This window comes from Chryseobacterium indologenes (assembly GCF_002025665.1).
Classification (GTDB): domain Bacteria; phylum Bacteroidota; class Bacteroidia; order Flavobacteriales; family Weeksellaceae; genus Chryseobacterium; species Chryseobacterium metallicongregator.
Window position 1 is genome coordinate 4,629,978 of the sequence record NZ_CP018786.1, and the last position, 25,505, is coordinate 4,655,482.

The following is a 25,505-nucleotide window of genomic DNA, read 5'->3' on the forward strand; positions in this document are numbered from 1 at the left end:
TGTGATGAATATAAGTGGTTTAATCATAACATATAATGAAGAAAAAAATATACAGGATGTCCTAGAATCTTTTGATTTCTGTGATGAAATAATAGTAGTAGATTCTTTTAGTACGGATAACACTGTAGAAATTGCAAAGAAATTCTCCAATGTAAAGGTGATTCAAAATAAATTTGAAGACTTTACAAAGCAAAGAAATTTGGCTCTGGATACTGCAACCAACGACTGGGTTTTATTTTTGGATGGTGATGAGAGAATTACACCAGCCCTGAAGCAGGAAATTATTGATGAGCTTAATAAACCCGGGCAAAAGGATGCCTATTATTTTTACAGGAAATTCTTTTTTGCCCAGAAACCGATTCATTTTTCAGGAACACAGTCTGATAAAAATTTCAGACTATTCAGAAAATCGAAAGCCAGATATATGGCAGGAAAAAAGGTACATGAAACTCTGGAGGTTAACGGAACCATCGGAGTTTTAAAAAATAAATTACTCCATTACTCCGTTTCAGATTATGAATCTTACAGAAAAAAAATGATTCACTACGGAGTTTTAAAGGGGAAAGAATTGGCTGCTAAAGGGAAAAAGTACAGTATTGGGGTTCAATATCTTAAAACTGCTTTTAAATTCTTTAAGGCCTATATAATGAGACTTGGTATTTTAGACGGAAAAGAAGGCTATCAGTTATCTTTTCTGCAATCTTTAAGCGTCTATGAAACCTATGAATCATTAAAAAAAGAGCAAAATTAGTTGAATGAAGATTTGTATCATTAGTTATGATTTTTGGGATTATGATAAGTATATTGTTGAAACATTATGCCAACGTGGTATTGATGCTCACCATATAAAAATCAGTACCGTTACTCATTCCAACTTCAACGAAAGAGCTGTAAATGCATTAAGCAAAACTTTTTTAAACAAAAATCTTAAGACTGAAAAAAGACAGAAGTATGTTCTGGATTCTTTGGAGAAATTAGGGCATCAGGATCAGATACTGGTGATGAATCCGGATACATTTGATCTTTCTACCCTTAAAAAAATTCGAAAATCTACAGACCGTCTGGTGACCTATCTGTATGATAATCTTGAAAGAGTTCCTGTAGAAGACAAACTGTATCTTTTTGACAAAGTCTTTTCCTTTGACTATATTGATGTTAAAAAGCACGGTTTTGAAAAATTAACCAATTACATTTACCTTCCCCACTGTGCCAAAGAAAACCAGCAGCCCGAAATGGATCTTTTTTACATCACATCTTATGATAACAGAAGGGTTTCACTCATAAAATTGCTGGCTAAAAAGCTGATTGAGCAAGGATTAAAATTCCAGATTATGATTATTGGAAAAAAATCCTGGAAACATCAGCTCACCAACATTTTCATTACAGTACCTAAGAATCTTTTCCTGATTTTCAGTATCAAGAAGATTCCGCATAATGATCTTCCAAAATATTATAAAAACTCAAAAGTTTTACTGGATCTGATGCGTGAAGGGCAATATGGACTTAGCTTCAGAGTTTTTGAAGCCATGTCTCTGGAAAAGAAAATCATAACTGATAATGAAGCCATTAAAACCTATGATTTTTACAACCCCAATAATATTTTGATTTTAAACAAAAATATTAGTAATCTTGACAAATCTTTTTTTGAAAAACCTTACGAGAAAATTCCGGAAGAAATCTACTACAGGTACACTTTGGATAGTTGGGTAAATAAAGTTTTTGAACTCGATACTAAAAACTGACAAATGGGAATCTTAAAAAAAATAAAAAAACACTTCGAAAGAAAAGAAAAACTCAAAAACCTTCAGTCTAAGGATATTGTCAACATTAATCTGTATGACGCTTCAAAAAAGACAATCCTGTTTGCATCAAGAGATTTCCCTGCCCATGATAAAGAATCCGGGGCTAACAGACTGAAAGAACTTATATTTATTTACAAAGAATTAGGATACAACTGCATTTTATTTGCTCCCCATATGTTTGAAGACGATTCTTATGTGAAGTTTTATCAGCAGCACAATGTTATCGTTTATATAGAGAACAATAAATACAGGAATATTTATGATTTCCTTTCTTCTTTTAAAAAGATAGATTACGTTTGGTTCAACGGCCCTCTGGCGCTGAATCTTTTTTATAAGAAAATGAAAACCATTTTACCTTCCGCCAAATTCATTTATGATATGGTGGATATTCATTTTTTAAGATTTAAAAGAGCCATCGAACTGGAACCTACCCGTATTTCTTTAAAGAAAAATTATAAACATTTTTTCCGCTTGGAAACTGTTGTTGCTCCACAACTGGATTATATTATTGCCATCTCTGATAAAGAGAAAGAAATTATGAGCCAGTATGCAAATAAAAATAAGATCATTACAGTATCTAATATTCATTATCCTAAAATTGATATTTCTGAGCGAAAAAGCTTCAGTGAAAGTAAGGGAATTACCTTCATTGGCTCTATTCACGAGCCGAATATTGATGCGGTAAAGTTTTTATATGAAAAAATAATGCCTATTGTCTGGAAAACCAATCCTGAGCTGGAAGTAAGCATCATCGGGAATGTGGCAGAAAAACTTGATGTTAAACTATTTCCTAAGTTTAAATTTTTAGGATTTGTGGAAAGCATTGAAGAGCACTTTATGAATTCGAAAATTATGGTGGCTCCTCTGAGATTTGGTGCCGGCGTGAAAGGGAAAATTGGGCAGGCTTTTGAATATTTTTTCCCTGTAGTTACTACGGATATTGGTGCAGAAGGTATGAAACTTACCGATCAAAAGCATGTATTGATTGCCAATGATGAAAACAGCTTTGCAGAAGCAATTATCCAGCTGAATAATAATGAAGAGCTTTGGAATACATTAAGCAGAAATTCTGTGGACAGTCTGAGAGCATTTTCACCTGAAGAAGTAAAAGAAAAACTTAAAACATTATAATCCATGTCATTAAGTGTAAATTACCACGGTTTTTTTGATGGAAATTTTGGAATTTCCGAAGCAACCAGATTAAATGCTTTAGCATTAGAAGCAATAGGTATCAAAGTAAACCGGATTAATTATTCCAGTGAAACTTTTGAAAGAATTGATTCAGGCTCCGAGTCATCATCTTCCATTAATGTTTTCCATATTAACATCAATTTTATCAACAATTTCTTTTCTAAGAATCAGGATCTGAATCTTAAGGATCATTATAATATTATTTACTGGGCCTGGGAATTTCCTGAAGTTTCCGAGAAGGTTGTTGAGATATTAAATGTATTTGATGAGCTATGGGTACCAAGTGATTTCTGTGTGAATATCTTTACAAAGTATACAGGAATTCCTGTGATCAGATTTTCACATCCGATTCAAAAAATGGAAGAGTCTAAGGATTTTGAGCTAAGCCAATATCATATTTCTCCGGATTCAAAGATCTATCTAACGATTTTCGATTCTCTGAGTACCACCATCAGAAAAAATCCGGAAGCTACGCTGGAAGCTTTCACAACAGTTTTCAAAGAAGATAAAAGCAGTGTTCTTATCGTGAAAACACATAATCTTGAAAGAAGCAAAGATGCTCAGAAAGCGCTGGAAGCTTACCAAAATATTCCGAACGTCATCATCATTAACGAGCATTTTTCAAAGGAGAAACTACATTCCCTGATCCAACAGTCTGAGGTTCTGATTTCTCTTCATGGTTCTGAAGGTTTCGGTCTCACGATGGCAGAAGCCATGGCCTATGGAAAAATTGTTGTAGGAACGGGTTATTCCGGAAATCTGGATTTCATGAATGTAAATAACAGCTTCCTGATTCAGTATGATTTCATCAAAACATCCAATACAAAAGGGCTGATTGATGAAGGTTTAACACTTGCCAAGCCTAGCCTGAAAGATGCTGTTGAAAAACTCCAGTATATCAAAAACAATTTTGACAGCCTGGCTTCGATGAGAGAAAAGGCAAAATCACAAATTGCTGAGAATTTTTCTATTCAATCTATCGGAGAGCTATTCAGAATAAGATTGAATTTCATAGATGGTTTTGGTAAAAAAGAAAGTACCGGAGGCAGTGATGTCAATAATGTTTTCTATTTAAGCGAAATCGAAAGATTAAATTCCCGAGTCCATTATCTTGAGCGAACTCTTTATAATAAAATCAGAAAGAAAGTAAATGCTTTCTTCAAAAAAGGCAGAAAATAATTTTATTGGTTAATGTTCTGGTTCGTCAGCTTATGGGCGAATCGTTATATTTACAAATGAGCTTATCATATTTCAGATGAAAGACAAAATTGCAATAGTAGTCCAAAGATATGGGCTGGAGATCAACGGAGGTGCAGAACTTCACGCAAGATTATTAGCTGAAAAATTGTCTGCTCTCTATGATATTGAAATTATTACAACCTGTGCTATAGAATTCGAACGTTGGGATAACCACTATCCGGAAGGCATTGAAATCATCCATGATATTAAAGTAAGAAGATTTAAAACGTTAAAAAAGGATTTAAAAAGATTTAATGAGCTAAGTAAAACAGCTCGTAGCTTATATAAATATTATAATAGAAAGCTAAGTTTTTTAAACTTCCCTTATTTGCTTTATAAGAGATTTAAATACAAGAAAAAAGACTTTAATTTCAATGAATGGTTAGAAGTACAGGGACCATTCTCCCAGGATTTAATTCAGTTTATAAAAGAGAAAAAAGAAGATTATAAGGCTTTTATTTTCTTTACCTATTTATACCACCCTACCAATATAGGAATCAGAGAAGTTGCTGATAAAAGTATTCTTATTCCAACGGCTCACGATGAGCCTCAGTTTTATCTTGATGGCTATTCTCAATTGTTTTCTCTTCCAAAATTCATCATGTACAATACACAGATTGAAAAAGATTTTGTAGAGAGCGTTTATCCTCAGGCACAAAAGCTAAAATCAGAAATTGCAGGAATTGGTTTTGATGATTATGATGCAGCATCGGGTGAACTGCCTAAGGATCTTTATCAGACCAAATACTTTATTTATATTGGAAGGATTGTTGAAGACAAAGGCTGTGTCATGATGATTGAATATTTTAAAGATTTCAAAGAAAAACATCCTGAATATCGAGATGTAAAGTTAGTTTTGGCAGGCAAAAATTCTCTTGAGGAAAAAATAACTCAGGGAGATGATATTATCCTGACCGGATTTGTAGACCACGACCTCAAAAATGCATTACTGGAGAATGCCAGCGCACTTATAATGCCCTCATTCTATGAAAGCCTTTCACTGATTACCTTAGAGGCCATGTTATTGAAAATCCCTATCATTGTAAATAAAAACTGTGAGGTTTTGTATTCTCATATTGACAAGAGTAAAACCGGGAAAAGCTTTACAGACAGTGCAGAGTTTTCTCAGGCATTAACGTTTTATATGCAACAACCACAGAATGAGATTGTTTCTGAAGGCATCAAAGCAAGAGATTATGTTTTAAAAAACTATTCATGGGATACCATCATCAACAAATTTAATTCCGCCATTACATCTTTATAATGACCAAAAAAATTCTATTTTTTTTTCCTGAAAATCCATTTTCAAACAGAGCAGGAAATACCACGAGAGCAAAAACGACCCTTACTGTTTTAAAGAAAATGGGATATCACATTGATCTGGTAGGAGCCGCTGAGATTTATAAGAGCCAAAACGATACTACAGATATTGATCAAAATATTGTTGATAATCTGTTTTTAATCAAACACAGACCATTAAAAGTAAAAACATCTTCCGCATATTGGAAGTACAAAATATCAAAATTTTATAAAAAGCCTAATGAGTATAACCACTTATTGACAGATTTTGCCAAGAAAGAATTTTCTGACATCTTCAATAAGGAAAAATATGATGCCATCATCATCAATTATGAATTCTGGGCAGGATTAGTTGACCATGAATCTATGAAAAACACTTTAAAGATCATAGATACCCATGATTGGATTACCCTCAATGAATTCTACAAAAACAAATCATTAGATATTGGAAAACGTTTCAATGAGGAAATCAATAATCTTTCAAAGTTCGATAAAGTTATCACCATATCAGAAGATGAAAACCTTGTTTTTAAAAGATTTTTAGGTGAAAAAGTAATCAACATACCTCCTTCTTTCCCCTCTCATTTTAAAAAAAGTAATGATGGTAAAAAGTATGATTTAATATTCGTGGGATCTGAAAATATTTTCAATATACAATCCATACAGTGGTTTTTTGATCATGTATATCCATTGCTTCCTCCAAATATCAACATTGTAATTATCGGAAGAATTTGCAAACATATTAAAGAAAGAGAAGGCGTCACATTAATAGAGTTTGTAGAAAGTCTGGAGGAATATTACCACCAGTCAAAAATTGCAATTTGTCCAATGCTGGAGGGAACAGGCATCAAAATCAAAGTCATTGAAGCCTTATCTTACGGACTTCCTATTGTAGGAACAGAAAGAGCGATTGACGGCTTCCCGTCAAAGACAACAAATGGTTGCCTGGTAAGTGATCATCCTGAAATTTTTAAAGATCAGATCATGTCTTTACTGCAAGATCAATCTTATTATCAGGATATAAAAATACAGGCTGAGGAATATTTTAAAAATAATTTTTCTGAAGAAAAAGCAATTGAAAAATGGAAAAAGATTTTACACTAATGGATGACCTGGCCATTATCATACTGAATTACAATTCTTTTGAGGATACCCAGCGAGAGGTTAATTCATTATTAAGCGAAGGTATTTCACAACAATCTATTTATATCGTAGATAATAATTCAAAAGACAGAAAGGAAATAGAGCAACTGGGCTCACAAAAGCAAATCAATTATATTTTAAGTGATTATAACGGTGGCTATGCTTTCGGTAATAATTTAGCAATTAAAAAAGCGATTGAAGATGGTAAGAATTATTTTTTATTATTAAATCCGGATATTGAAATATCCAGCAGCACAATCAGTCAGCTATATAACGATTTAAAAGAATTTCCAGGTATTGGAATCATTGGCCCAAGAATCTGCTACAGAAACATTCGTGACAGAATATTCTCAGACGGTGGGCTGTTATTCCCGGAAGAAGGCTTTCAGGGAGGACACACCAATTCTGAACAGGATAAAAGCCATGTGAATGCTCCTCATTATAACTACAATATAAAATATGTAGATGGAAGTGCCCTGATGTTCCGAAAAGAAATATTGGATGATGTAGGATTAATGAACACCAGCTTTTTCATGTATTATGAAGAGTCTGAATGGTGTCTTCGTCTTCTTAAAAACACCCAATGGAAAATTGCGGTTAATACACAATGTGAAGCTTTCAATCTTGCCAGCGATAAAGGCAGTTTTTATGAGTATTATATCACCAGAAACCGGATCTGGATGTGCAGACTGTATGACGGGAATTTAAAATATGTGACCAAAGAACGATGGAAGTTCGCAAGGAAAGCACTTAAAAAAAGAAAATTTTCCATGGCGAAAGCTTACATAAAAGGTATATTAGACGGTCTTTATTCCAATTTAGATAAAATAAAAAATGAGTAAAAAAAATATTATTAAAGTAGGATATCTTCTATCATATGACTACTGTTACATCTTTACATCTCTCAAGCATATTTATGAGCATGCAGACTGTATCGTAATAAGCTATGATGCCAATAATAAAACCTGGGCTGGCAATGATATTCATATTCCTGAAAGTGTTTTCAGTGATATCAAAAAATTGGATACTCAGAATAAAATCATCTTTTACAAAGACACTTTTTTCATTGAAGGGATGCAGCCAATGGAGCTGGAGACCAGACAAAGGAACATGATGGCGGAGAAAATGGGCTCTGGCGGATGGCATATCCAGATGGATGGAGATGAATATGCTTATGACTTTGGAGTATTAGCAAAGTTTTTGAAAGGGAATAAATTTTTATTAAAGAATCCGGCTAAAAATCCTTTTAATTTTCAGGTAAATTTTGTGACATTATTCAAACATAATACTGAAGGTTTTTTTGTGATTACTCCTTTTGATGAAAAGTGTATGCTTATTACAAACAACCCTCACTATGAATATGCAAGAAATACAAATAAAGGCAGAATCCTGCCACTGGATTTTTATTTAATACATCAGTCATGGGCACGGGAAGAAAATGAAATTTCAGAAAAAATCAATAACTGGGGGCATAAAAATGATTTTGACACCTCAGCATTTTTAAATTCCTGGAAAACGGTGAATGCTGACAATTATAAGACATTTATAGACTTCCATCCTTTATATAAGGGCATTTGGAAAGAGCTTTCCTTTTTCCCTGCAAAAAACATTGATGAATTTATTCTTTCCTTTTCAAAGAAATATCCTCAGCAAAAACTCAATCTGAACTTATCTTTCACAAAAAAAATAAAGATGAGAATTAGAAGTCTTTTTTAATTCTTTCAGACCAAAATATAAGGCTAATGTTGTTACATTAGCCTTTACTATTTTATTTGATAAAAACATTTTCAAATTTCTCCATAACTGCCCGTGGATTGAAAAGCTCTGAGTAACAATCCCAGTTTTTACCTGCATCCGGTTGAAAGTTCTTCAGGATTTGCATGATATCCTGTTTATCTTTGTATACAATAGCTTTATCTCCCAGAATCTCAAGATGTGATTTCTCATCAGATCCGGACCATGTTATAATAGGTTTATTTTTAATAGAAAACTCACCTACAGCCATTCCGAAACTCTCTCCTTGCGTGCGGGCATGCAAAAATGCATCAGAAGTATTAATAAATTTCACTTTTCTTTCGACATCAGTTGTTGGTGGAAGAAAAATAATATTCTTGTAAGACCTGAAAAAATTTCTCTTTACAAATTCATCAGTTCCCATAAAAACAAAGTATATATTTTTATTTTTCAGAGCTGTTTTCTTGACAGCTTCCATTACAAAACCAATATCAAAAGTTTCAGTTCCTCCATATCTTGCAAATACCACTGCATCTTTCGGAATATTCAACTCAGCACGAAGATCGCCATTTACCTCAGGAAGATCTACAATGTGGGGAACAAAAGGAAGCTTTCCACCACTCATCGTTTTGGCCAGCCATTCAGAAACATAGGCATAAACATCTCCATAGGGTTCGTTGTATTTAAAAACCGCATGAATAGCCGTTTTAATAAGATCATGAGGAGTATCTGTTTCTCTTTCACCGGATTTTATTGCATAGAAAAGATCTGCATTTGCCTTTTTAATGATTTCATCTCTTTCCTTGATATCGCTATATCCAACAACGTTAAACTTTTTTTTAAAACGTTCAATAGCTTCTTCAGCATTATTCGGACTATTTTTAGGATAAAGAATCATCGACTCGTTACCAAGCATTTCCTCATTATAATAAGCATAATCAAAAAGAGCATTAGAAGTCCCTCTATAACATAATTGATTTTCGTGGAAAATAATTTTCATTTGTTAGTAAGTTAAATTATTTAGTTTCAAACCTTCTCCATGGAAGTAATAAAATTTGTAATACTATTCCTCTAGTTTCTGAAACAGATTTTATCTGATAAAGAACAATGCTTTTTCATTGATCAACTAAATTTATAAGTTACAAAAATACATTTTTAATAAACGACTACTGGCAATATTCTTTCACTGTTCCTTTAATCAACGAAAATATTTTGCAAATATTCATTTTTTGTTCTCGTTATAAAAAAAAAACCGTCTCAAAATTGAGACGGTTTCTTTGTTGTAAAATATTAATATTATTTAGTTAGTATGCATAAAATTCAACAGATTCCTTAATGTAACCCGGAGGCGTTACGCTGGATCTTGAATAATAATGATCTTTACCATTCCAATATTGATATATAGGAACTGTATTAGGCTGCTGAGTAGCAAAAGCATTGAACTCGATTCCTTCAGATACATATCCCGAATAATATCCCGGAGTTTTTGTGTAGTAATGATCTTTACCGTTCCAGTATCTGTAGATAGGAACTGTGTTGGGAGCTTTATATAAGAATGCATTAAACTCTGTTCCTTCAAAAGAATATCCATTGTAGCTTCCTGCAATTTTTGTATAGTAATGATCTACTCCGTTATAATATCTGTAAATTGGAATTGTTTTAAATTCAAGATAGACTTTATTATCAATCAGATATTGGTCTACATAAGCTTTTAGCTGAGCTTTTTTAACAGGATCTTTTACAAAGTCATAAATAATGATCAATCCGTTGCTTCCAAAGTCTACCAAAACAGAATTGCTTACATTGGAGCTATTCTGCCAATTGGAAATATTAACTTTAGGATTAGTCTGATCCAGGTTTAAATCTCCTACTAAACCTTTTGAAGGATCCCCACCTCTTGTTTTGTAAGTCAATTTCTTAGAATAGTTCATGTGGTATTCAGAAGTATTCACATCATTATCCACATTCACATTAAAAATATTCAACATTCCTGCCTTTACCCCAATTCTGGCTGCCTTATCACGAGTCTGGCTCGTTGTTTCAGACTGGAATAAAATATCAAGTTTTGCTCCTGTATAAATATCAGTCATTACGTGAGTTCCATAATCCTGAACAATCTGCTGTGGGGTTTTTGTCTGTAAATCCTGAGCAAATTCAGGAGTAACATAATCACCCAACATATCTGTAGTAGCGTTGAATCTTACTCTTTTCTGCTTGATCGTCAGATTATAACTTCCGTAAAGATATTTTGCATCAAACTTATTGTTACTCGTTACAGCTGAGCCAAAACCTACAGAGAGTATTTTTTTAAATAATGGAAAATTAACTGTTGCGTCCACTTTGGTTGAAACCATTTTAGAATACGCCTCAGCATTTTCACCATAATCTTCAGCATATTCCTGAGAGTATGTGTTTTCGCTGACTAGTCTGTTGGTCTGTTCCAATTTAAAACGGTCAATATCGATCACTTTAAAACCTGCTGCCGTTGCATTAGCATATTCACCGGCAACATTATAACCATGTCCTAAGACATCATAAATTCCGTCACCTGCAAATTTGGCTGCAGACATTCTGTTATTAGCCTTTGCTGCCGGACTTTCAGGCGTTACCTCTGAGTTAAGATCTTCAGAAGAACATGAACTCATAAAAAGCATCAGTAAACTACTGAAGCAAAATACAATTTGTTTTTTCATAGATTATTAAAAAGTTTCTGCAAATGTAATATTCATCACCCAGTGAGAAAACAATTCCAGAATGATATATATCATTAATCAGTGAATTTAACAACCGGTTAAAACTCTATTAATAAATAGTTTCAACATCACATAATAGAGAAATAATAAAAATAAATAATTACTATTATTATTTTCACATCAAACTCAGATTCTATTTAATGATAAATAAAAAGCGGAGCCAGAATTACTGACTCCACCCATAATGTATAACCAAATTGATTTATATAAATCCAAAAATTAATTAGCTGGAATATAGAAAGCAATACCTTCTCTGATACTCCAATAGTTCACAGGACCTAAATTAGGTGACACTGAAAGATAATGGTCTGACCCGTTTTTAGCTTTATAGCTGTATACAGGAATTCTTCCAGCTCCCGGAGTTTTATAAGCATAGAATGCTACCCCCATATAAACATTCCAATAAGAAGATGGTTGTAACGTACTTGCCTGTGTAAAGTAATGATCTGCTCCTGAAGTACTTTTATAGCAGTAAATAGGAACTGTATCTGGTGCTTTGTACTGAAAAACTTTAAATGTTGGTCCTTCATTAGTCCAGTAAGAAGATGGCTGAAGGTTTGTATTGAAAGTGAAATAATGATTACTGTCCGCCTGATTTTGGTAGCCATATAACATTGTGGTATTATACTCCAATGAAATCTGATTATCAATCAAATACTGATCTACATACGCCTTAAGCTGAGCTTTTTTGACCACATCTTTTACCAGATTATAAATAGGAACCAGCCCATTATTTCCAAATTCTACCAATACAGAATTACTAGCTGTAGAACTGCTTTGCCAGTTTGCAATATTAATTTTTGGTGTATTCTGATCCAGATTCAATTCTCCAACCAAACCTTTTGAAGGATCTCCTCCTCTTGTTCTGTAGGATAATTTCTTAGAGTAATTCATAGATGATTCCGAAGTATTCACATCATTGGTTACATCTACATCAAAGATAGATTTCACCCCCACTTTTACTCCAATTCTGGCAGCGCGGTCACGGCTTTCGTTAGTTGTTTCAGACTGGAACATGATATCCATTTTAGCTCCGGTATAAATATCAACCATAACGTGGGTTCCATAATCCTCTACAATCTGCTGAGGAGTTTTCGTTTGCAGATCCTGGGTAAATTCCGGAGTTACATAATCTGCTAACATATCCGTGGTAGCATTGAATCTTAGTCTTTTTTGCTTAATGATAAGATTGTAACTGCCATAAATGTATTTGGCATCAAATTTATGGTTGGTTGTCACTGCAGAATTAAATCCTACTGATATTGTTTTTTTAAATAATGGAATTCCTGCGGTAACATCTACTTTTGTAGAAACCATTTTAGAATAGGTTTCTGCATTTTCTCCATATTCTTCAATGTACTGTTGTGTATTTGTATTTTCAGAGAGTAATCTTGCTGCCTGTTCATTTTTAAATCGTTCAATATCAATTACTTTAAAACCTGCAGAATTAGCGTTGGCATATTCACCAGCAGCATTAAAACCGTGTCCTAAAACATCATAAATACCGTCTCCTGCAAATTTCGCTGCTGACAAACGATTAGTTTTTGCTGGGCTATCAGCCGTAGATTCATTATTATTCAGATCTTCTGAAGAACATGATCCCATGAAAAGCAACAGTGCTGCACTGAAGCTAAATAAAATTTGTTTTTTCATAGTATTATTTTAAAATTTTCAACAAATATAAACTTCAATACTAGGTGAAATACAAAAACAGCAACTGACATATATCATTAATTAGTGATTTTATTACATAATTAAACTACTATGAATAAACAAATTAACAATCACTAATTTGTGATATAATTATAAAACAAAAATTATAAAAACAAACTTAAATACATTCACAAATAGATTTATACATCAAACACAATACTTATTGTTTATGAATTCATTTTTCACAACCACATTTTATAGGTTATGATCAATGAGTAAAAAAAATATTATCAGAAATATAAGATTGGGAGTTTTAAAACCGCATTTATCCAAAATCTATAGAAATAAATAAAAAAGTCAGGATCAAAAAATCAATACACGGTCAGAAATCATCTCTTAAACGCATAATTTTAAGTAAATTTGCAAAAATTAAAATTGAAATGGAGAAAGTAAGAGTACGTTTTGCTCCAAGTCCTACAGGACCATTACATTTGGGAGGCGTAAGAACCGCATTATATGATTATCTTTTTGCTAAAAATCAAGGGGGAGAATTTGTATTGAGAATTGAAGATACAGATACAGCCAGATATGTAGAGGGAGCTGAAGAATATATTGAAGAAGCTTTAGAATGGTGCGGAATCATTCCTGATGAAAGTCCTAAAAAAGGAGGAAAATTTGCTCCTTACAGACAGTCTGAAAGAAGAGACATCTACGACAGATATACAGAACAGATCTTAAAGACAGATTATGCTTACATTGCTTTTGATACTGCAGAAGAACTGGATGCCATGCGTGCAGAATATGAAGCAAAAGGAGATGTTTTCTCTTATGATAATAAAACAAGAAATCGTTTAAGAAACAGCCTTGCCCTTTCTGAAGAAGAAGTCCAAAAATTATTGGATGAAAAAACGCCTTATGTCGTAAGATTTAAAATGCCTGTTGACAGAGTATTAAACCTTGAAGACATTATTCGTGGAAAATTCTCAGTCAATACCAATACTTTAGATGATAAAGTTCTGGTAAAGAATGACGGAATGCCGACTTACCATTTTGCCAATATTATTGATGACCATGAAATGGAAATCTCTCACGTCATCCGTGGTGAAGAATGGCTTCCATCTTTGGGACTTCATACCTTATTATATGAAGCAATGCAGTGGAAAGCACCACAGTTTGCACACCTTTCTTTAATTTTAAAACCAGAAGGAAAAGGAAAATTAAGCAAAAGAGACGGTGATAAATTCGGATTTCCGGTATTTCCTCTTGACTTCAAAGATCCTGCTACAGGTGTAGTTTCTAAAGGATACAGAGAAAACGGATATCTTCCTGATGCTTTCATCAATATGGTAGCATTATTAGGTTGGTCTCCAGCAGATGATAAAGAAATACTTTCTTTGGATGAAATGATCAAGGAATTCGATCTTCATAAAGTACATAAAGCAGGGGCAAGATTCAGCAAAGAAAAATCCGAGTGGTTCAACCATCAGTATATTCAGATGAAGTCTGATGAAGAACTTCTTCAGATCCTTAAGAATACAGATCTTGATCTTTCCGGTACTTCTGATGAAAAACTGTTGAAAGTAATTCATCTGATGAAAGAAAGAGCCACTTTCCCGAAAGACATCTATGAGAGTGGAAAATTCTTCTTTGAAGCTCCAACTTCTTACGATGAAAAAGCATCGAAAAAGGCATGGAATGAAGAAACATCAGCAATTTTAGGAGAATTGGCTGCTGCATTTGAAGCTAAAGACTTTATGGCTGAAACATTAAAGCAAACCATGCATGATTTTGCTGAAAACAAAGGACTAGGAATGGGTAAAGTAATGATGCCGTTACGATTATCTTTGGTAGGAGAGCTGAAAGGACCAGACGTACCGGACATTCTGGAAACCCTTGGTAAAGAGGAAAGTATCTCCAGAATAAACAATGCTATAAATAATTTTAAATAGAATAACCATAATTTTTCATACATTTGAAAGATTTAATTTACTTCAAGAAATGGAATATTTAAGTTTCGAACTTCCTATCAAAGAATTGATGGACCAATACCAGACGTGTTCTTTAGTAGGAGAAGAAAGTGGTGTTGATGTAAAATTAGCATGCAGCCAGATTGAGGATAAGATTTTAGAAAAGAAAAAAGAAATCTATTCAAATCTTACACCTTGGCAAAGAGTACAACTGTCCCGCCACCCAGATCGTCCCTATACATTGGACTACATCAACGGAATGGCAGACAAAGGCAGTTTCTTAGAACTTCATGGAGACAGAAATTTCGCTGATGATCCGGCAATGATTGGAGGATTGATTACCCTTGATGGTCAGAAAGTAATGATCATAGGGACTCAAAAAGGAAGAACGACTAAAGAAAGACAGCACAGAAGATTTGGAATGCCAAATCCGGAAGGATACAGAAAAGCTTTAAGATTAATGAAGCTTGCTGAAAAGTTTAATATCCCTGTGGTAACTTTAGTAGACACACCGGGAGCTTATCCTGGATTGGAAGCTGAAGAGAGAGGACAAGGAGAAGCTATTGCAAGAAATATTTTTGAAATGGTTCAGCTGAAAACTCCAATCTTCACTTACATCATCGGAGAAGGTGCCAGTGGTGGAGCATTAGGTATAGGTGTTGGAAATAAAGTATATATGTTGGAAAACACTTGGTATACAGTAATTGCACCGGAAAGCTGCTCTTCTATCTTATGGAGAAACTGGGATCATAAAGAAGATGCAGCCAACGCATTAAATCTTACACCAGCAGATGCTTTAAGAGAAAAGTTCATTGACGGAATCATTGAGGAACCACTTGGAGGTGCTCATTATGATCAGGAAACCACTTATTTGAACTTGAAAAATTCAATTTTACAAAATATCAAGGCTTTTTCCAAATTTACAGGACAGGAGCTTGAAACCCAAAGACAGGACAAATTCATTGCAATGGGTCAGTTTAAAGGATAAAAAAATAAAAAGGTTAAGAATTTCTTCTTAACCTTTTTTCTTTAGTTTTCTTCTTTCTTATTCTATTCCGCAACATTCAGGGCAATTTCAATATCCTGAGTAATTTTCTTTACAGATGAATATTTTGCATCACAAACTGATGTGGTCATTATATATTCTCCTTTATCAACCAGGATAAAATTCTCTCCTTTTGCTGGAACCGTTAGATTATAATATTTTTTCCCGCTGATCTTAACAATAAGATTACAGGCTGATCTGTTCTTGATATTGATATAAGCTTCACTTTTGTTGATATCATTATTAAAAAGATGAGTAAGCATTGCTGCTCTCCTTTTCCCTTCCTCACTTGGTTCAGCTTTAGATGTTCCTGCCGTTTTTGCTGTACCTGCAGATCCTGCCGATGCAAAAGTAGTTCTTCTTTCTTCTTTTAGAGCTTCAATAGCAGCCGCAGTATTATTAGACACAGCCTTACCGTTTACTGTGTTTGTTTTATTTGCAGCAAGTGTTTTACCGCTATTCAGTTCATTATTTTTAACGATATTTTCAATTTTATCTTTACTAATTGGTCTAATTGTAGGCTTTGCTTCCGGAGAATTATCTGCCATAATAATATCAATCAGCTTTCTTTTGAAATAGTCAGTTTTAGCATGACCAGGGTTCTGTTTCAAAAATCCGGCAATTATTCTTGCCTCTTTTGAAATCTCAGCTTCCTGTTCAGTATAGATAATTACAGTTTCTTTTTCAACAACAGCTTTAGATTTTGTTTTTTTCTTTTTTTGAGAAAAACCTAGAGCAAAAATGCATATAAATAGAAGGAAGAAGATTTTTTTCATTAATCAAACCTTTAAAATAATATTAAATATATTAATAACGTGAAAAGTCATTTTTTAGTTTATCATTAAAATCATTATCTTTGCACTGCTCTAAAATTAAGCTAAAAATTAATACTAATCTTAAATAAAAAATAATAGATATTATGTCTTATACACCAGTTGCTGCAGACGTAGCTAAATTAAGAAACCAAACAGGTGCAGGTATGATGGACTGCAAGAAAGCTCTAGTTGAAGCTGAAGGAGACTTCGAAAAAGCGGTAGATATCCTTAGAAAAAAAGGACAAAAAGTTGCTGCTAACAGAGCTGACAGAGAGTCTACTGAAGGGGCAGTAATCGCAAGAGTAAACGAAGACAACACTTTAGGTGCTGTAATTTCTTTAAATTGTGAAACTGACTTCGTTGCTAAAAATGAAGCTTTCGTTGAGCTAGCTTACGAATTAGCTGAAATGGCTATCTTCGCTGCTACTAAAGAAGAGCTTTTAGCTACAGATTTCCACGGAATCACTGTTGCTGAGAAATTAGTTGAGCAAACAGGAGTTATCGGTGAGAAAATTGAAATCGGATCTTTCGAAAGAATCCAAGGAGATTTCTTAGGAGCTTACATCCACGCTGGAAACAAAATTGCTGCAATTACTTCTCTTTCTGCTAAAGTAGACGGAGCTGAAGAAGCTGCTAAAGCTGTTTCTATGCAGGTTGCTGCAATGAACCCAATTGCTCTTGACGAAACTGCAGTTTCTCAGGAAACTATCGACAGAGAGTTAGAGATTGAAAGACACAAACTTACTGAAGAAGGTAAGCCTGCAAACATTATCGATAACATCTTGAAAGGTAAAATGCAGAGATTCTACAAAGATAACACTTTGGTACACCAGGATTTCATTAAAGACGGAAGTATCTCAGTTGCTGATTACGTAAAATCTGTAAACGCAGACCTAAAAGTAACAGGATTTGTAAGAGTAAGCCTATAAGCTAACTGTTTCAAAAAATATAGAATCCCGGTGAAGTTTCATCGGGATTTTTATTTTTATATTACTTCTGCTATACTTATTAACGCAAAAACGATCATCCGGAGGTAAAACCAATAAGGTTTTAAACAATTCAAATAGACAAAATTTTTCTCCAGGAAATACTGAAAGATAATTACATAGACTGAGGACAATATTCAATTACCAGTTTCATATTCAAGATGGCTTTTAATTAAATATCAAAGACGGTTTTTTAACATTTATTTAAATTTTATTAAAAGTATTTCATTTTTTATTTTATTTTTGTAGAAATCCTAATTCCATACACATGAAAAGATTTCTACTCAGTTTGGTATTAATTTTTTTGACAATTAATACACTCTTTGCACAAAGGGATACCGAGCATTGGATTGCTCCTTATTATGACAGTGTTGGAGGGTATAACAATATGATATACCTTTCCACTGATTCAGACACTCCTTTTGACGTAACCATTTACAACAACAATGCTGTGGTTACAACCGTTACAATCAGTAAAGGTAATCCACAAACCTATAAGGTTGCCAATAACCTTATTTCCACAGGAACATCTACCGAAGCATTCATTGTGGGTAACAAAGGGCTTTATTTAAAAGCAGCCAAACCTTTTTACTGTAGTTTAAGACTAGCACAGAGTGTTCACGGGGAAGTCATTACCAGTAAAGGAAAGGCTGGAATTGGAAAAACATTTTTCGTTGCTGCTGCTCCTAATACCAATACCAGTAGTATTCAGAATTTTACTGCAGGTGTCCTTGCTACGGAAGACAACACGAATGTAACAGTATCATGGAACCCAACTGCCGGAGTAGTTTTTATTAACGGTAGCCCAACTGGAAATACTCAGACCTTTACTTTACAAAAAGGACAATCTTTCATTCTTGCAGGATCTGGCTCTCAGTCCGGAAACAAAACAGGTTTTATTGGTGCCAAAATAGTTGCAACCAAACCAGTAACATTGACCAATGGAAGCTGTAATGCCAATTTCTCTGCTTCAACAACAGGAAGTGATCCGGTTCTCGATCAATCGGTTCCGGTTGACAGACTTGGAAATACTTTTGCCATAGTAAAAACAAGATCTACTGCTCCTACCTTAAATATGGAGGGCGGTCTTATTGTGGCCACTGAAGATAATACCGAAGTATATTTAAATGGCGGAGGTACTGCTGTTGCTACACTTGCTGCCGGAGAATGGTACAGAATTAATGAAACCAGCTATGTTGCTCAGGGGACATCAGGACATTCAAACATGTTCATTTCCACAACCAAAAATGTATATTTATATCAATTTATTGGAGTATTATTAAGTGATGCTACCAATGGATTCAACTATATTCCGCCATTAAACTGTTTCCTTCCAAGAAAAATTGATGAAATCGGGAAGATCAATGAAATGCCTCTTGGAGTAGGAGGAGCCAGCATGACAACAAGTGATCTTGTAGTAAAATTAAACATCCTAACAGAAGCTGGTGCTACTGTCATGGTAAATGATGCTCCTCTTTTGCCTGAAGCCGGACCTTATCCATTGGCAGGAAATGCTAACTGGGTTACCTATGGAATCAACAGTGTATCCGGAAATATTAAGATTACCTCTACAAAAGCTGTAACAGCAGGTATCAACGGAGGATATAGTTCTGCAGGATACGGAGGGTACTTTGCCGGATTCTCATCAATCCCTGTCATTGCGAAAAAGACAGGTGAATGTGTTCCGGGAATCGTTCTTGAGGTAGACGATGGATATGAAACATATCAGTGGTTCCGTGACGGAGTTGCCATTTCAGGTGCTACCAGCTATACTTATACCCCTACCCAATCAGGAAATTACACCGTAAAAGTAACAATGGGGACATGTCCTCCAGTAACAACGCCTATCTATAAAGTACAAACTTGTTTAAAAGAAACAACACAAGCACTTAATGCTTGTTCTACTAAAATTATTACCCCTACATTTACTTCTTCCACTCAAACTGTGGTTCCAAGTACAGTAGTAATTTTAACTCCTCCTACCAAAGGAACAGCTGTAGTGAATCCAAACGGAACAATCACTTATACACCTAATCCTGGGTATTTAGGACCAGACAAAATCATTTATAAATTCTGTGGAAACTCAGTTGAATTTACAGATTGTGAGCAGGTAACCCTGAACCTTACCGTAGTACCATTCATCGTAACTGATGCTTCCATTAAGGCTTGTTGGTACGATGTGGATCCTTACGCTTATTTTGACCTTACAAAAGCAAAAGTAACAGACTATAATGCTGTTACAAAAAAATACTACCGTACTCTGAATGATCTTACTGCAGGAATCAATGAAATTACAACACCCAACAACTTCCCTTCAACAGGAGGATTTGTATATGTGAAAGTAACAACTGCTGAGGGATGTACGGCAAATGCAAAAATTGAATTAATTGTACTTCCAATTAAAAAATCTCCAATCCTTGTAGATCAGTATATCTGTATGGATGCGAAAACAAACCTGGACGCTGGTCCTGGATATGATTCATACCAATGGAGCACCGGAGCTACCTCTTCAGGTATCAGAGATATAGGTGTTGGAGAATACACGGTAATTCTTGGTAAGAACGGATGCTTCCTTACACAGACTGTAAAAGTTAAAAAAGTTGAAGATCCAGTAATTCAAACTATTGAGATCAATAATAATACAGCAACTGTAATTGTAAGCGGAGGTAAAGCTCCTTACAAATATGCAGTTGATGGAACTGCAAACTGGCAGGATTCAAGTACCTTCACAGGTTTAACAAGAGGACAACACACTTTCTATGTAAAAGATGCTTATAACTGTACTCCTATTGCTGTGGAAGTTACCATTCCTAATCTATTAAATGCGATTACACCTAATGGAGACAATGTAAATGATTATATAGATTACAGTGAACTCGCTTATAAAGAAAATCTGAGTTTTGTAGTGTATGACAGATATGGAAACATGGTGTTCACCGGAAATAGATTCAACAACTACAGATGGGATGGAAAACACTTTGATAAAAAATTGGGAACAGGAACATACTGGTATCATATCAGCTGGAATGAGTCCAACAAAGAAAAGACTCCAATAAAATATACAGGTTGGATTCTTGTTAAAAACAGAGAGTAATAATTAGTTTAAAACTATATTTAATGAGCCATAATCAGATGATTGTGGCTCATTTTTGTTAAGCTCTCCAATTCAATTCATTTTTTATATTATGTTAAAAGCAGAAAAAAATAATATAAACTTAAATTTTGTTTAACCACAATTTCAAAATCATATTTTTTTATTCTATTTTCAATAATTTAATACTTTTTATCACTAAATTTGTGATAAAGACCACCGCTGAATGAAAAAAATTTTATCTTTTCTATTTATGCTTTGCATTTTCACCTCTGCTTTCTCCCAATTGGACCGAGAGCATTGGTTTGCTCCGATGATAGATAGAACAGGCGCTCCCAATCCCTATCAAAAACTGTATTTATCTACCAATAGAACAACTCCTTTTCCAGTAAATATTTACAACAACAATGTTTTAATTGGAACCGTAAATATCAGTAAAAATAATCCGCAAAAATTTGATGTATTAAGAGATTATATCATTACCAAACTGCAGGGAGATTTATTCACCACAACCACTAAGGGCTTGTATCTTAAAGCTGAATTTCCTTTTTATGCCAATTTAAGGTTCTCAGTATTCAACCATGCAGAAATCATTACTTCCAAAGGGACTTCCTCCATAGGGCTAAAGTTTTATGCAGCTACAGCTCCTATTACTGTGAACAACCCCATTCTGAATTTCATGACCAGCGTATTGGCAACCGAAGATAACACCACTGTTACCGTTTCCGGCTACAGTCCTACTGTTCAGTTTTCAAATGGACTGACTGGAACAACCAACCCGACATTAACATTTACTTTAAATAAGGGGCAATCCTACATTATTGACGGAATCGGTAACATAGCAGGAAATTTTAATGGTTTTATTGGCGCAAAGATTACTTCAAACAAACCGGTGAATGTAACCAATGGAAATTTTAACGGTCAATATGCAGGAAATTATCCCGCTAGTTCAGATATTTTAATGGATCAGGCAGTACCTGTCAACAGACTTGGAAATGAATTTGCCATTGTAAAGGGTAGCGGACCAATTGGTACTCGTACAGAAGGAGCCATTGTAATTGCTACTGAAGACAATACTCAGGTCTTTGTCAATAATGAAATCCCTCCTATAGCAACGATCAATGCAGGAAAATACTTCATTATTCCTGATTCCAAATATATCCTTCAGGGAAATGGTCATTATAATTTATATCTCAAAACCTCTAAAAATGCTTATGTCTACCAGATTTTAGCTGGAGATTCAAATGCAGGAAGTGAAGTATTTACCGGAGGATTCAATTTTATTCCTGCGTTAAACTGTTATCTTCCCAAGCAAATTAATGAACTGGGTCTTATTAATGAAAATTTTGTTCATTCAAACGGTCACCCCGGAGGTATTCTGAACATCACCACAAAGCTGAATATTATTACAGAAAGAGGAGCTAGTGTTACCGTGAACGGCACGAATCCTCCTGCAATAACCGGTCCTTACAATATGACAGGTACAACGAATTGGGTTACCTATGGAATACCTAATGTAACAGGAACTATTACTGTAGTTTCAGATAAAGCAATTATGGCTGGTATCACTGCCGGCAGTGATGCAGTAGGATATGGAGGTTTTTTTGCAGGTTTTCCTACACAGCCGGTTATTTTACAATCCGGAGGTGGTTGTATTCCAGGGATGGTTCTTACTGTGGATCCTTTAATTTATGATACCTACCAATGGTACAGAAATGGGAATATAATTCCGGGAGCAAATACCTCTTCCATTGCCCCTGCCCTACCAGGGTATTATACATGCTCTGTAACAATGGGAAGCTGTGCACCTTTAGTCACTGAACAATTTAAAGTTCTGAATTGTACAAAACTATCCAGTACCTCATACACTGCATGTAATTCTAAAACTATAATCCCTGCATTCAGCGGTTCACCACAGACTCCCGTTCCAAGCACGGTAGCTATTACAACAACACCCTCATTGGGTACAGCTGTTATAAACTCTACTACAGGCGTTATTACTTATACTGTAAATACTCCCGGAGCATCAGGAACTGATACATTCTCCTATACATTCTGTGGAGATGATCCAGACTTTCCAGATTGTGAAACGATAACCGTTACGATGAATATTCAGGCTCTAACCGTAATGAATGCAACATTATTTGCCTGTGATATCAATGGGCAGGGAACCTTCAACCTGACTACAGCAAATGTTACTAGTAATTCACCAGTTACTATTACTTATTACCCTACCCTTTTGGATGCTCAGAATGAAAATGCCGCAGCACTAATAACTAATACAACTGCCTATACCGCAGCTAACGGAACAATAATATATGCGGTTGTTAATGATAATATTGGATGCAAAAATATTGCACAAATAACATTATCACTTTTTAATAAAGCTATTGTACTGGATAACTACAATGGCATCTTCTGTGATGATAATCTGGATGGAACAGTTACTGTGGTGCTTTCCAATATCACCCCTATTGTTCTTAATAATCCGAATTACTTTACGAATGTAAGATATTATGCAAATTTAGCAGATGCCAATGCTGGGAATAACAATACACTCCCTAATAACTGGAGTTATACAGCTACGACAACCATTTACATCAGGGTAGATTCTCCGGATGGATGTGCTACTGTGATCAAACCTTTACAATTTAGTATCGGAGCAAAAGTAACATTGATTACAAAAACCGTTACAGAAAGTACCTGTGATGATGATTTGGACGGAATAAAAAGTGTCAACTTAGCTCAGTTTATTCCCCAGTTTACATTAGATCCAAATGTTACCTTCACTTTTCATGCAACTTTAGCAGATGCTCAGAATAATGTGAATCCAGTTTCATCTCCTGTTAATATTACAACTTCACAGACTTTTTATATACGTTTTGAAAAAAATGGAGTTTGTCCTGAAGTAGGTACTCTGAAAATCAATATTAAAGTTCCTAAGAAATCAGATATATTAAAAGACAAGGCAATTTGTCCAAAAACCACTACGACACTTAATGCAGGACCTGGCTTTGAAAAATATTTATGGAGCACCGGAGCGACTACTCCTTCCATTACGAATGTTGCTCCCGGAAGTTATTGGGTAGAACTTACCTCCAATGGCTGTGTTTACAAGCAATATGTAAATGTTACGGAATTACCTCTTCCTATCATAACCTCTATTGAAATTGATGGAACAACTGTAAAAGTTGGGGCGAGCGGTGGTACACCTCCATATGAATATTCTTTAGATGGTGTGGTATGGCAGAGTTCCAATGTTTTCTACAATGTACCCAGAGGAGCTCACAACATATTTGTAAGAGACTCTAAAATGTGTGAGGATGTTAAAAAACCATTTGCCATTATTAACCTTATAAATACCATTACTCCGAATGGAGATGGTCATAATGAAGTCATCGACTATTCTTCCTTAATGAAGAATGATAATCTTGTATTCCGGATCTTTGACAGGTATGGTGCAGAAGTCTTCAGAGGCACTCCTGAAAACAGATACACCTGGGATGGAAGAATTGGCGGCAGGTATGTACCTACAGCAAATTATTGGTACTTCATCACCTGGACAGAATATGGCTCCAACCTTATGGTAAAATACACAAGCTGGCTGCTTGTAAAACATAGATAACAACAGAAAGCCGGAAGAAAGAGCAACTGAAAATTCAGTACTTCTTTCTTCCGTTTTTTTTATGTAAATGTTTCCTTTTTTAAATGAACGGCAAGTTTCTAACACTCCTTAACAATTTAATCCCAAAGTTTAATATAACTTTAACCACTATTATTCATCTAACTACACAGAATTGCTTTATTTCTATGTAATTTTGCGCATTATATGAAGAAACTGTTTACTCTACTGCTATTGGTTTTTCTGGCAAAAATTAATGCACAAATATATTCCGGGGAGGTATTTCTGAGAGACAACTCTATTTTATATCTCAATCAGGTGTATGTCACCAATCTGAATACACAGAAAACCGTTCTTACGGACTACAATGGAAATTTTAATATCCCGGCCAATACCGGGGACGTAATCCGCTTTACCTCTATTGTGACCGAAAGAAAAGATATCAAGCTGACTCCACAATCCATGGAACAAAAAAATCTGGTTGAGCTTAAAATCGCATATTACGAAATTCAGGAGATTGTTCTCAGCAGGTTCAAGCCTACCGGTAACCTTCGATATGACGTTAACTCTTTAAGAAAAGAAGACAAAGCATATGCCCTTAAAAAAGTAATTGGTCTTCCTGAACCCAAAGGAGACGGAACACCACCGGAACTTCCTGTTGCCGGACTTCGAGATGGAGGACTTACCTTCAGCCTAGAAAGTATTTATGATATTCTTTCCGGGGAAAGAAAGAAAAAACAGCGCTACCAGGCCTATGAAAGGATGAACAGCTCCGTAGCACAGATCAAAAATTATCTGGGTAAAGATTATTTTATAAAGTTTAAAATACCGGAAAACTTAATTGACAATTTCCTTCAGTTTGTTTATTCCTCCGAAAATATCCAGGCTTATGTATTGGCGGGCAACTTTGAAGCGGTAAAAATTCCTATTGAAAAATATCTTCCTATTTATCAGAAAAGACTCAAAAATTCACACCTTCAGGAAGTTGTAGGCAGTAACTAGAAATTTTTAAAAAGACAACTCAAAATATTTTTATAACTCATGTACATTACATGGGTTATTTTTTTGCTGAATGATTGAAAGTACCAGCTATGCTTTACTAGAAGTATTCTCAATATGGATTATTCAAATTTTGCAACATATTATTCCTCAATATTCAAAAATA

At 34.6% G+C, this 25,505-nt stretch carries 18 protein-coding genes; 14 read left to right on the forward strand and 4 right to left on the reverse strand.

What is annotated here, in order from left to right; all coding sequences use genetic code 11:
• The first annotated feature begins 4 nt into the window (after nt 1-4).
• The 8 genes from BUE84_RS20945 to BUE84_RS20980 all read left to right on the forward strand — a co-directional run bounded on the left by BUE84_RS20945 (nt 5) and on the right by BUE84_RS20980 (nt 8,390).
• The gene (locus tag BUE84_RS20945; protein WP_079243355.1) at nt 5-751 is read left to right on the forward strand and encodes a glycosyltransferase family 2 protein; all 747 of its coding nucleotides are present in this window, start codon (nt 5-7) and stop codon (nt 749-751) included.
• A gap of 4 nt (nt 752-755) precedes the next feature.
• Nucleotides 756-1,742: a hypothetical protein gene (locus BUE84_RS20950; RefSeq protein ID WP_079243356.1), complete on the forward strand. Its 987-nt coding sequence runs from the start codon at nt 756-758 to the stop codon at nt 1,740-1,742.
• 3 nt (nt 1,743-1,745) lie between these two features.
• Nucleotides 1,746-2,933, forward strand: coding sequence for a glycosyltransferase (locus tag BUE84_RS20955; RefSeq protein WP_079243357.1), 1,188 nt, complete (start codon nt 1,746-1,748; stop codon nt 2,931-2,933).
• A gap of 3 nt (nt 2,934-2,936) precedes the next feature.
• Nucleotides 2,937-4,172, forward strand: a complete 1,236-nt coding sequence (locus BUE84_RS20960) for a glycosyltransferase (protein ID WP_079243358.1) — start codon at nt 2,937-2,939, stop codon at nt 4,170-4,172.
• Between the two features lie 76 nt (nt 4,173-4,248).
• Nucleotides 4,249-5,496, forward strand: a complete 1,248-nt coding sequence (locus BUE84_RS20965; protein ID WP_079243359.1) for a glycosyltransferase family 4 protein — start codon at nt 4,249-4,251, stop codon at nt 5,494-5,496.
• A complete protein-coding gene (locus tag BUE84_RS20970) occupies nt 5,496-6,635 on the forward strand; it encodes a glycosyltransferase family 4 protein (RefSeq protein WP_079243360.1) in 1,140 nt (379 codons plus the stop codon). The genes BUE84_RS20965 and BUE84_RS20970 overlap by 1 nt, the downstream gene beginning before the upstream one ends.
• The gene (locus BUE84_RS20975) at nt 6,614-7,516 is read left to right on the forward strand and encodes a glycosyltransferase family 2 protein (RefSeq protein WP_238594302.1); all 903 of its coding nucleotides are present in this window, start codon (nt 6,614-6,616) and stop codon (nt 7,514-7,516) included. Before BUE84_RS20970 ends, BUE84_RS20975 begins: the two co-directional genes overlap by 22 nt.
• Nucleotides 7,509-8,390, forward strand: a complete 882-nt coding sequence (locus BUE84_RS20980) for a hypothetical protein (RefSeq protein WP_079243361.1) — start codon at nt 7,509-7,511, stop codon at nt 8,388-8,390. The genes BUE84_RS20975 and BUE84_RS20980 overlap by 8 nt, the downstream gene beginning before the upstream one ends.
• 52 nt (nt 8,391-8,442) lie before the next feature.
• Here the strand turns inward: BUE84_RS20980 and BUE84_RS20985 are convergent, their stop codons facing one another.
• The 3 genes from BUE84_RS20985 to BUE84_RS20995 all read right to left on the reverse strand — a co-directional run bounded on the left by BUE84_RS20985 (nt 8,443) and on the right by BUE84_RS20995 (nt 12,814).
• Nucleotides 8,443-9,408, reverse strand: coding sequence for a hypothetical protein (locus tag BUE84_RS20985; protein WP_079243362.1), 966 nt, complete (start codon nt 9,406-9,408; stop codon nt 8,443-8,445).
• 304 nt (nt 9,409-9,712) lie between these two features.
• Nucleotides 9,713-11,101, reverse strand: coding sequence for an MAC/perforin domain-containing protein (locus tag BUE84_RS20990; RefSeq protein WP_079243363.1), 1,389 nt, complete (start codon nt 11,099-11,101; stop codon nt 9,713-9,715).
• Nucleotides 11,102-11,380: 279 nt separating this feature from the next.
• On the reverse strand, nt 11,381-12,814 hold the full coding sequence (locus BUE84_RS20995) for an MAC/perforin domain-containing protein (RefSeq protein WP_079243364.1): 1,434 nt from the start codon (nt 12,812-12,814) through the stop codon (nt 11,381-11,383).
• Nucleotides 12,815-13,254: 440 nt separating this feature from the next.
• Between BUE84_RS20995 and gltX the strand changes: the two genes are divergently transcribed.
• Together gltX and BUE84_RS21005 are read left to right on the forward strand one after the other, a co-directional pair.
• Nucleotides 13,255-14,763, forward strand: a complete 1,509-nt coding sequence (gene gltX / locus BUE84_RS21000) for a glutamate--tRNA ligase (protein ID WP_079243365.1) — start codon at nt 13,255-13,257, stop codon at nt 14,761-14,763.
• Between the two features lie 49 nt (nt 14,764-14,812).
• On the forward strand, nt 14,813-15,769 hold the full coding sequence (locus tag BUE84_RS21005) for an acetyl-CoA carboxylase carboxyltransferase subunit alpha (protein WP_047435651.1): 957 nt from the start codon (nt 14,813-14,815) through the stop codon (nt 15,767-15,769).
• A 62-nt stretch (nt 15,770-15,831) separates the two neighbouring features.
• Here the strand turns inward: BUE84_RS21005 and BUE84_RS21010 are convergent, their stop codons facing one another.
• On the reverse strand, nt 15,832-16,602 hold the full coding sequence (locus BUE84_RS21010; RefSeq protein WP_079243366.1) for a DUF6759 domain-containing protein: 771 nt from the start codon (nt 16,600-16,602) through the stop codon (nt 15,832-15,834).
• Between the two features lie 143 nt (nt 16,603-16,745).
• Between BUE84_RS21010 and tsf the strand changes: the two genes are divergently transcribed.
• The 4 genes from tsf to BUE84_RS21030 all read left to right on the forward strand — a co-directional run bounded on the left by tsf (nt 16,746) and on the right by BUE84_RS21030 (nt 25,342).
• On the forward strand, nt 16,746-17,570 hold the full coding sequence (tsf, locus tag BUE84_RS21015) for a translation elongation factor Ts (RefSeq protein ID WP_034692936.1): 825 nt from the start codon (nt 16,746-16,748) through the stop codon (nt 17,568-17,570).
• 325 nt (nt 17,571-17,895) lie between these two features.
• Nucleotides 17,896-20,721, forward strand: coding sequence for a gliding motility-associated C-terminal domain-containing protein (locus tag BUE84_RS21020; protein WP_079243367.1), 2,826 nt, complete (start codon nt 17,896-17,898; stop codon nt 20,719-20,721).
• 223 nt (nt 20,722-20,944) lie between these two features.
• Nucleotides 20,945-24,343 (forward strand): T9SS type B sorting domain-containing protein, encoded by a 3,399-nt coding sequence (locus BUE84_RS21025; protein ID WP_167595398.1) that lies wholly within the window; start codon nt 20,945-20,947, stop codon nt 24,341-24,343.
• A 204-nt stretch (nt 24,344-24,547) separates the two neighbouring features.
• Nucleotides 24,548-25,342, forward strand: a complete 795-nt coding sequence (locus tag BUE84_RS21030) for a hypothetical protein (protein WP_079243368.1) — start codon at nt 24,548-24,550, stop codon at nt 25,340-25,342.
• Nucleotides 25,343-25,505: the final 163 nt, after the last annotated feature.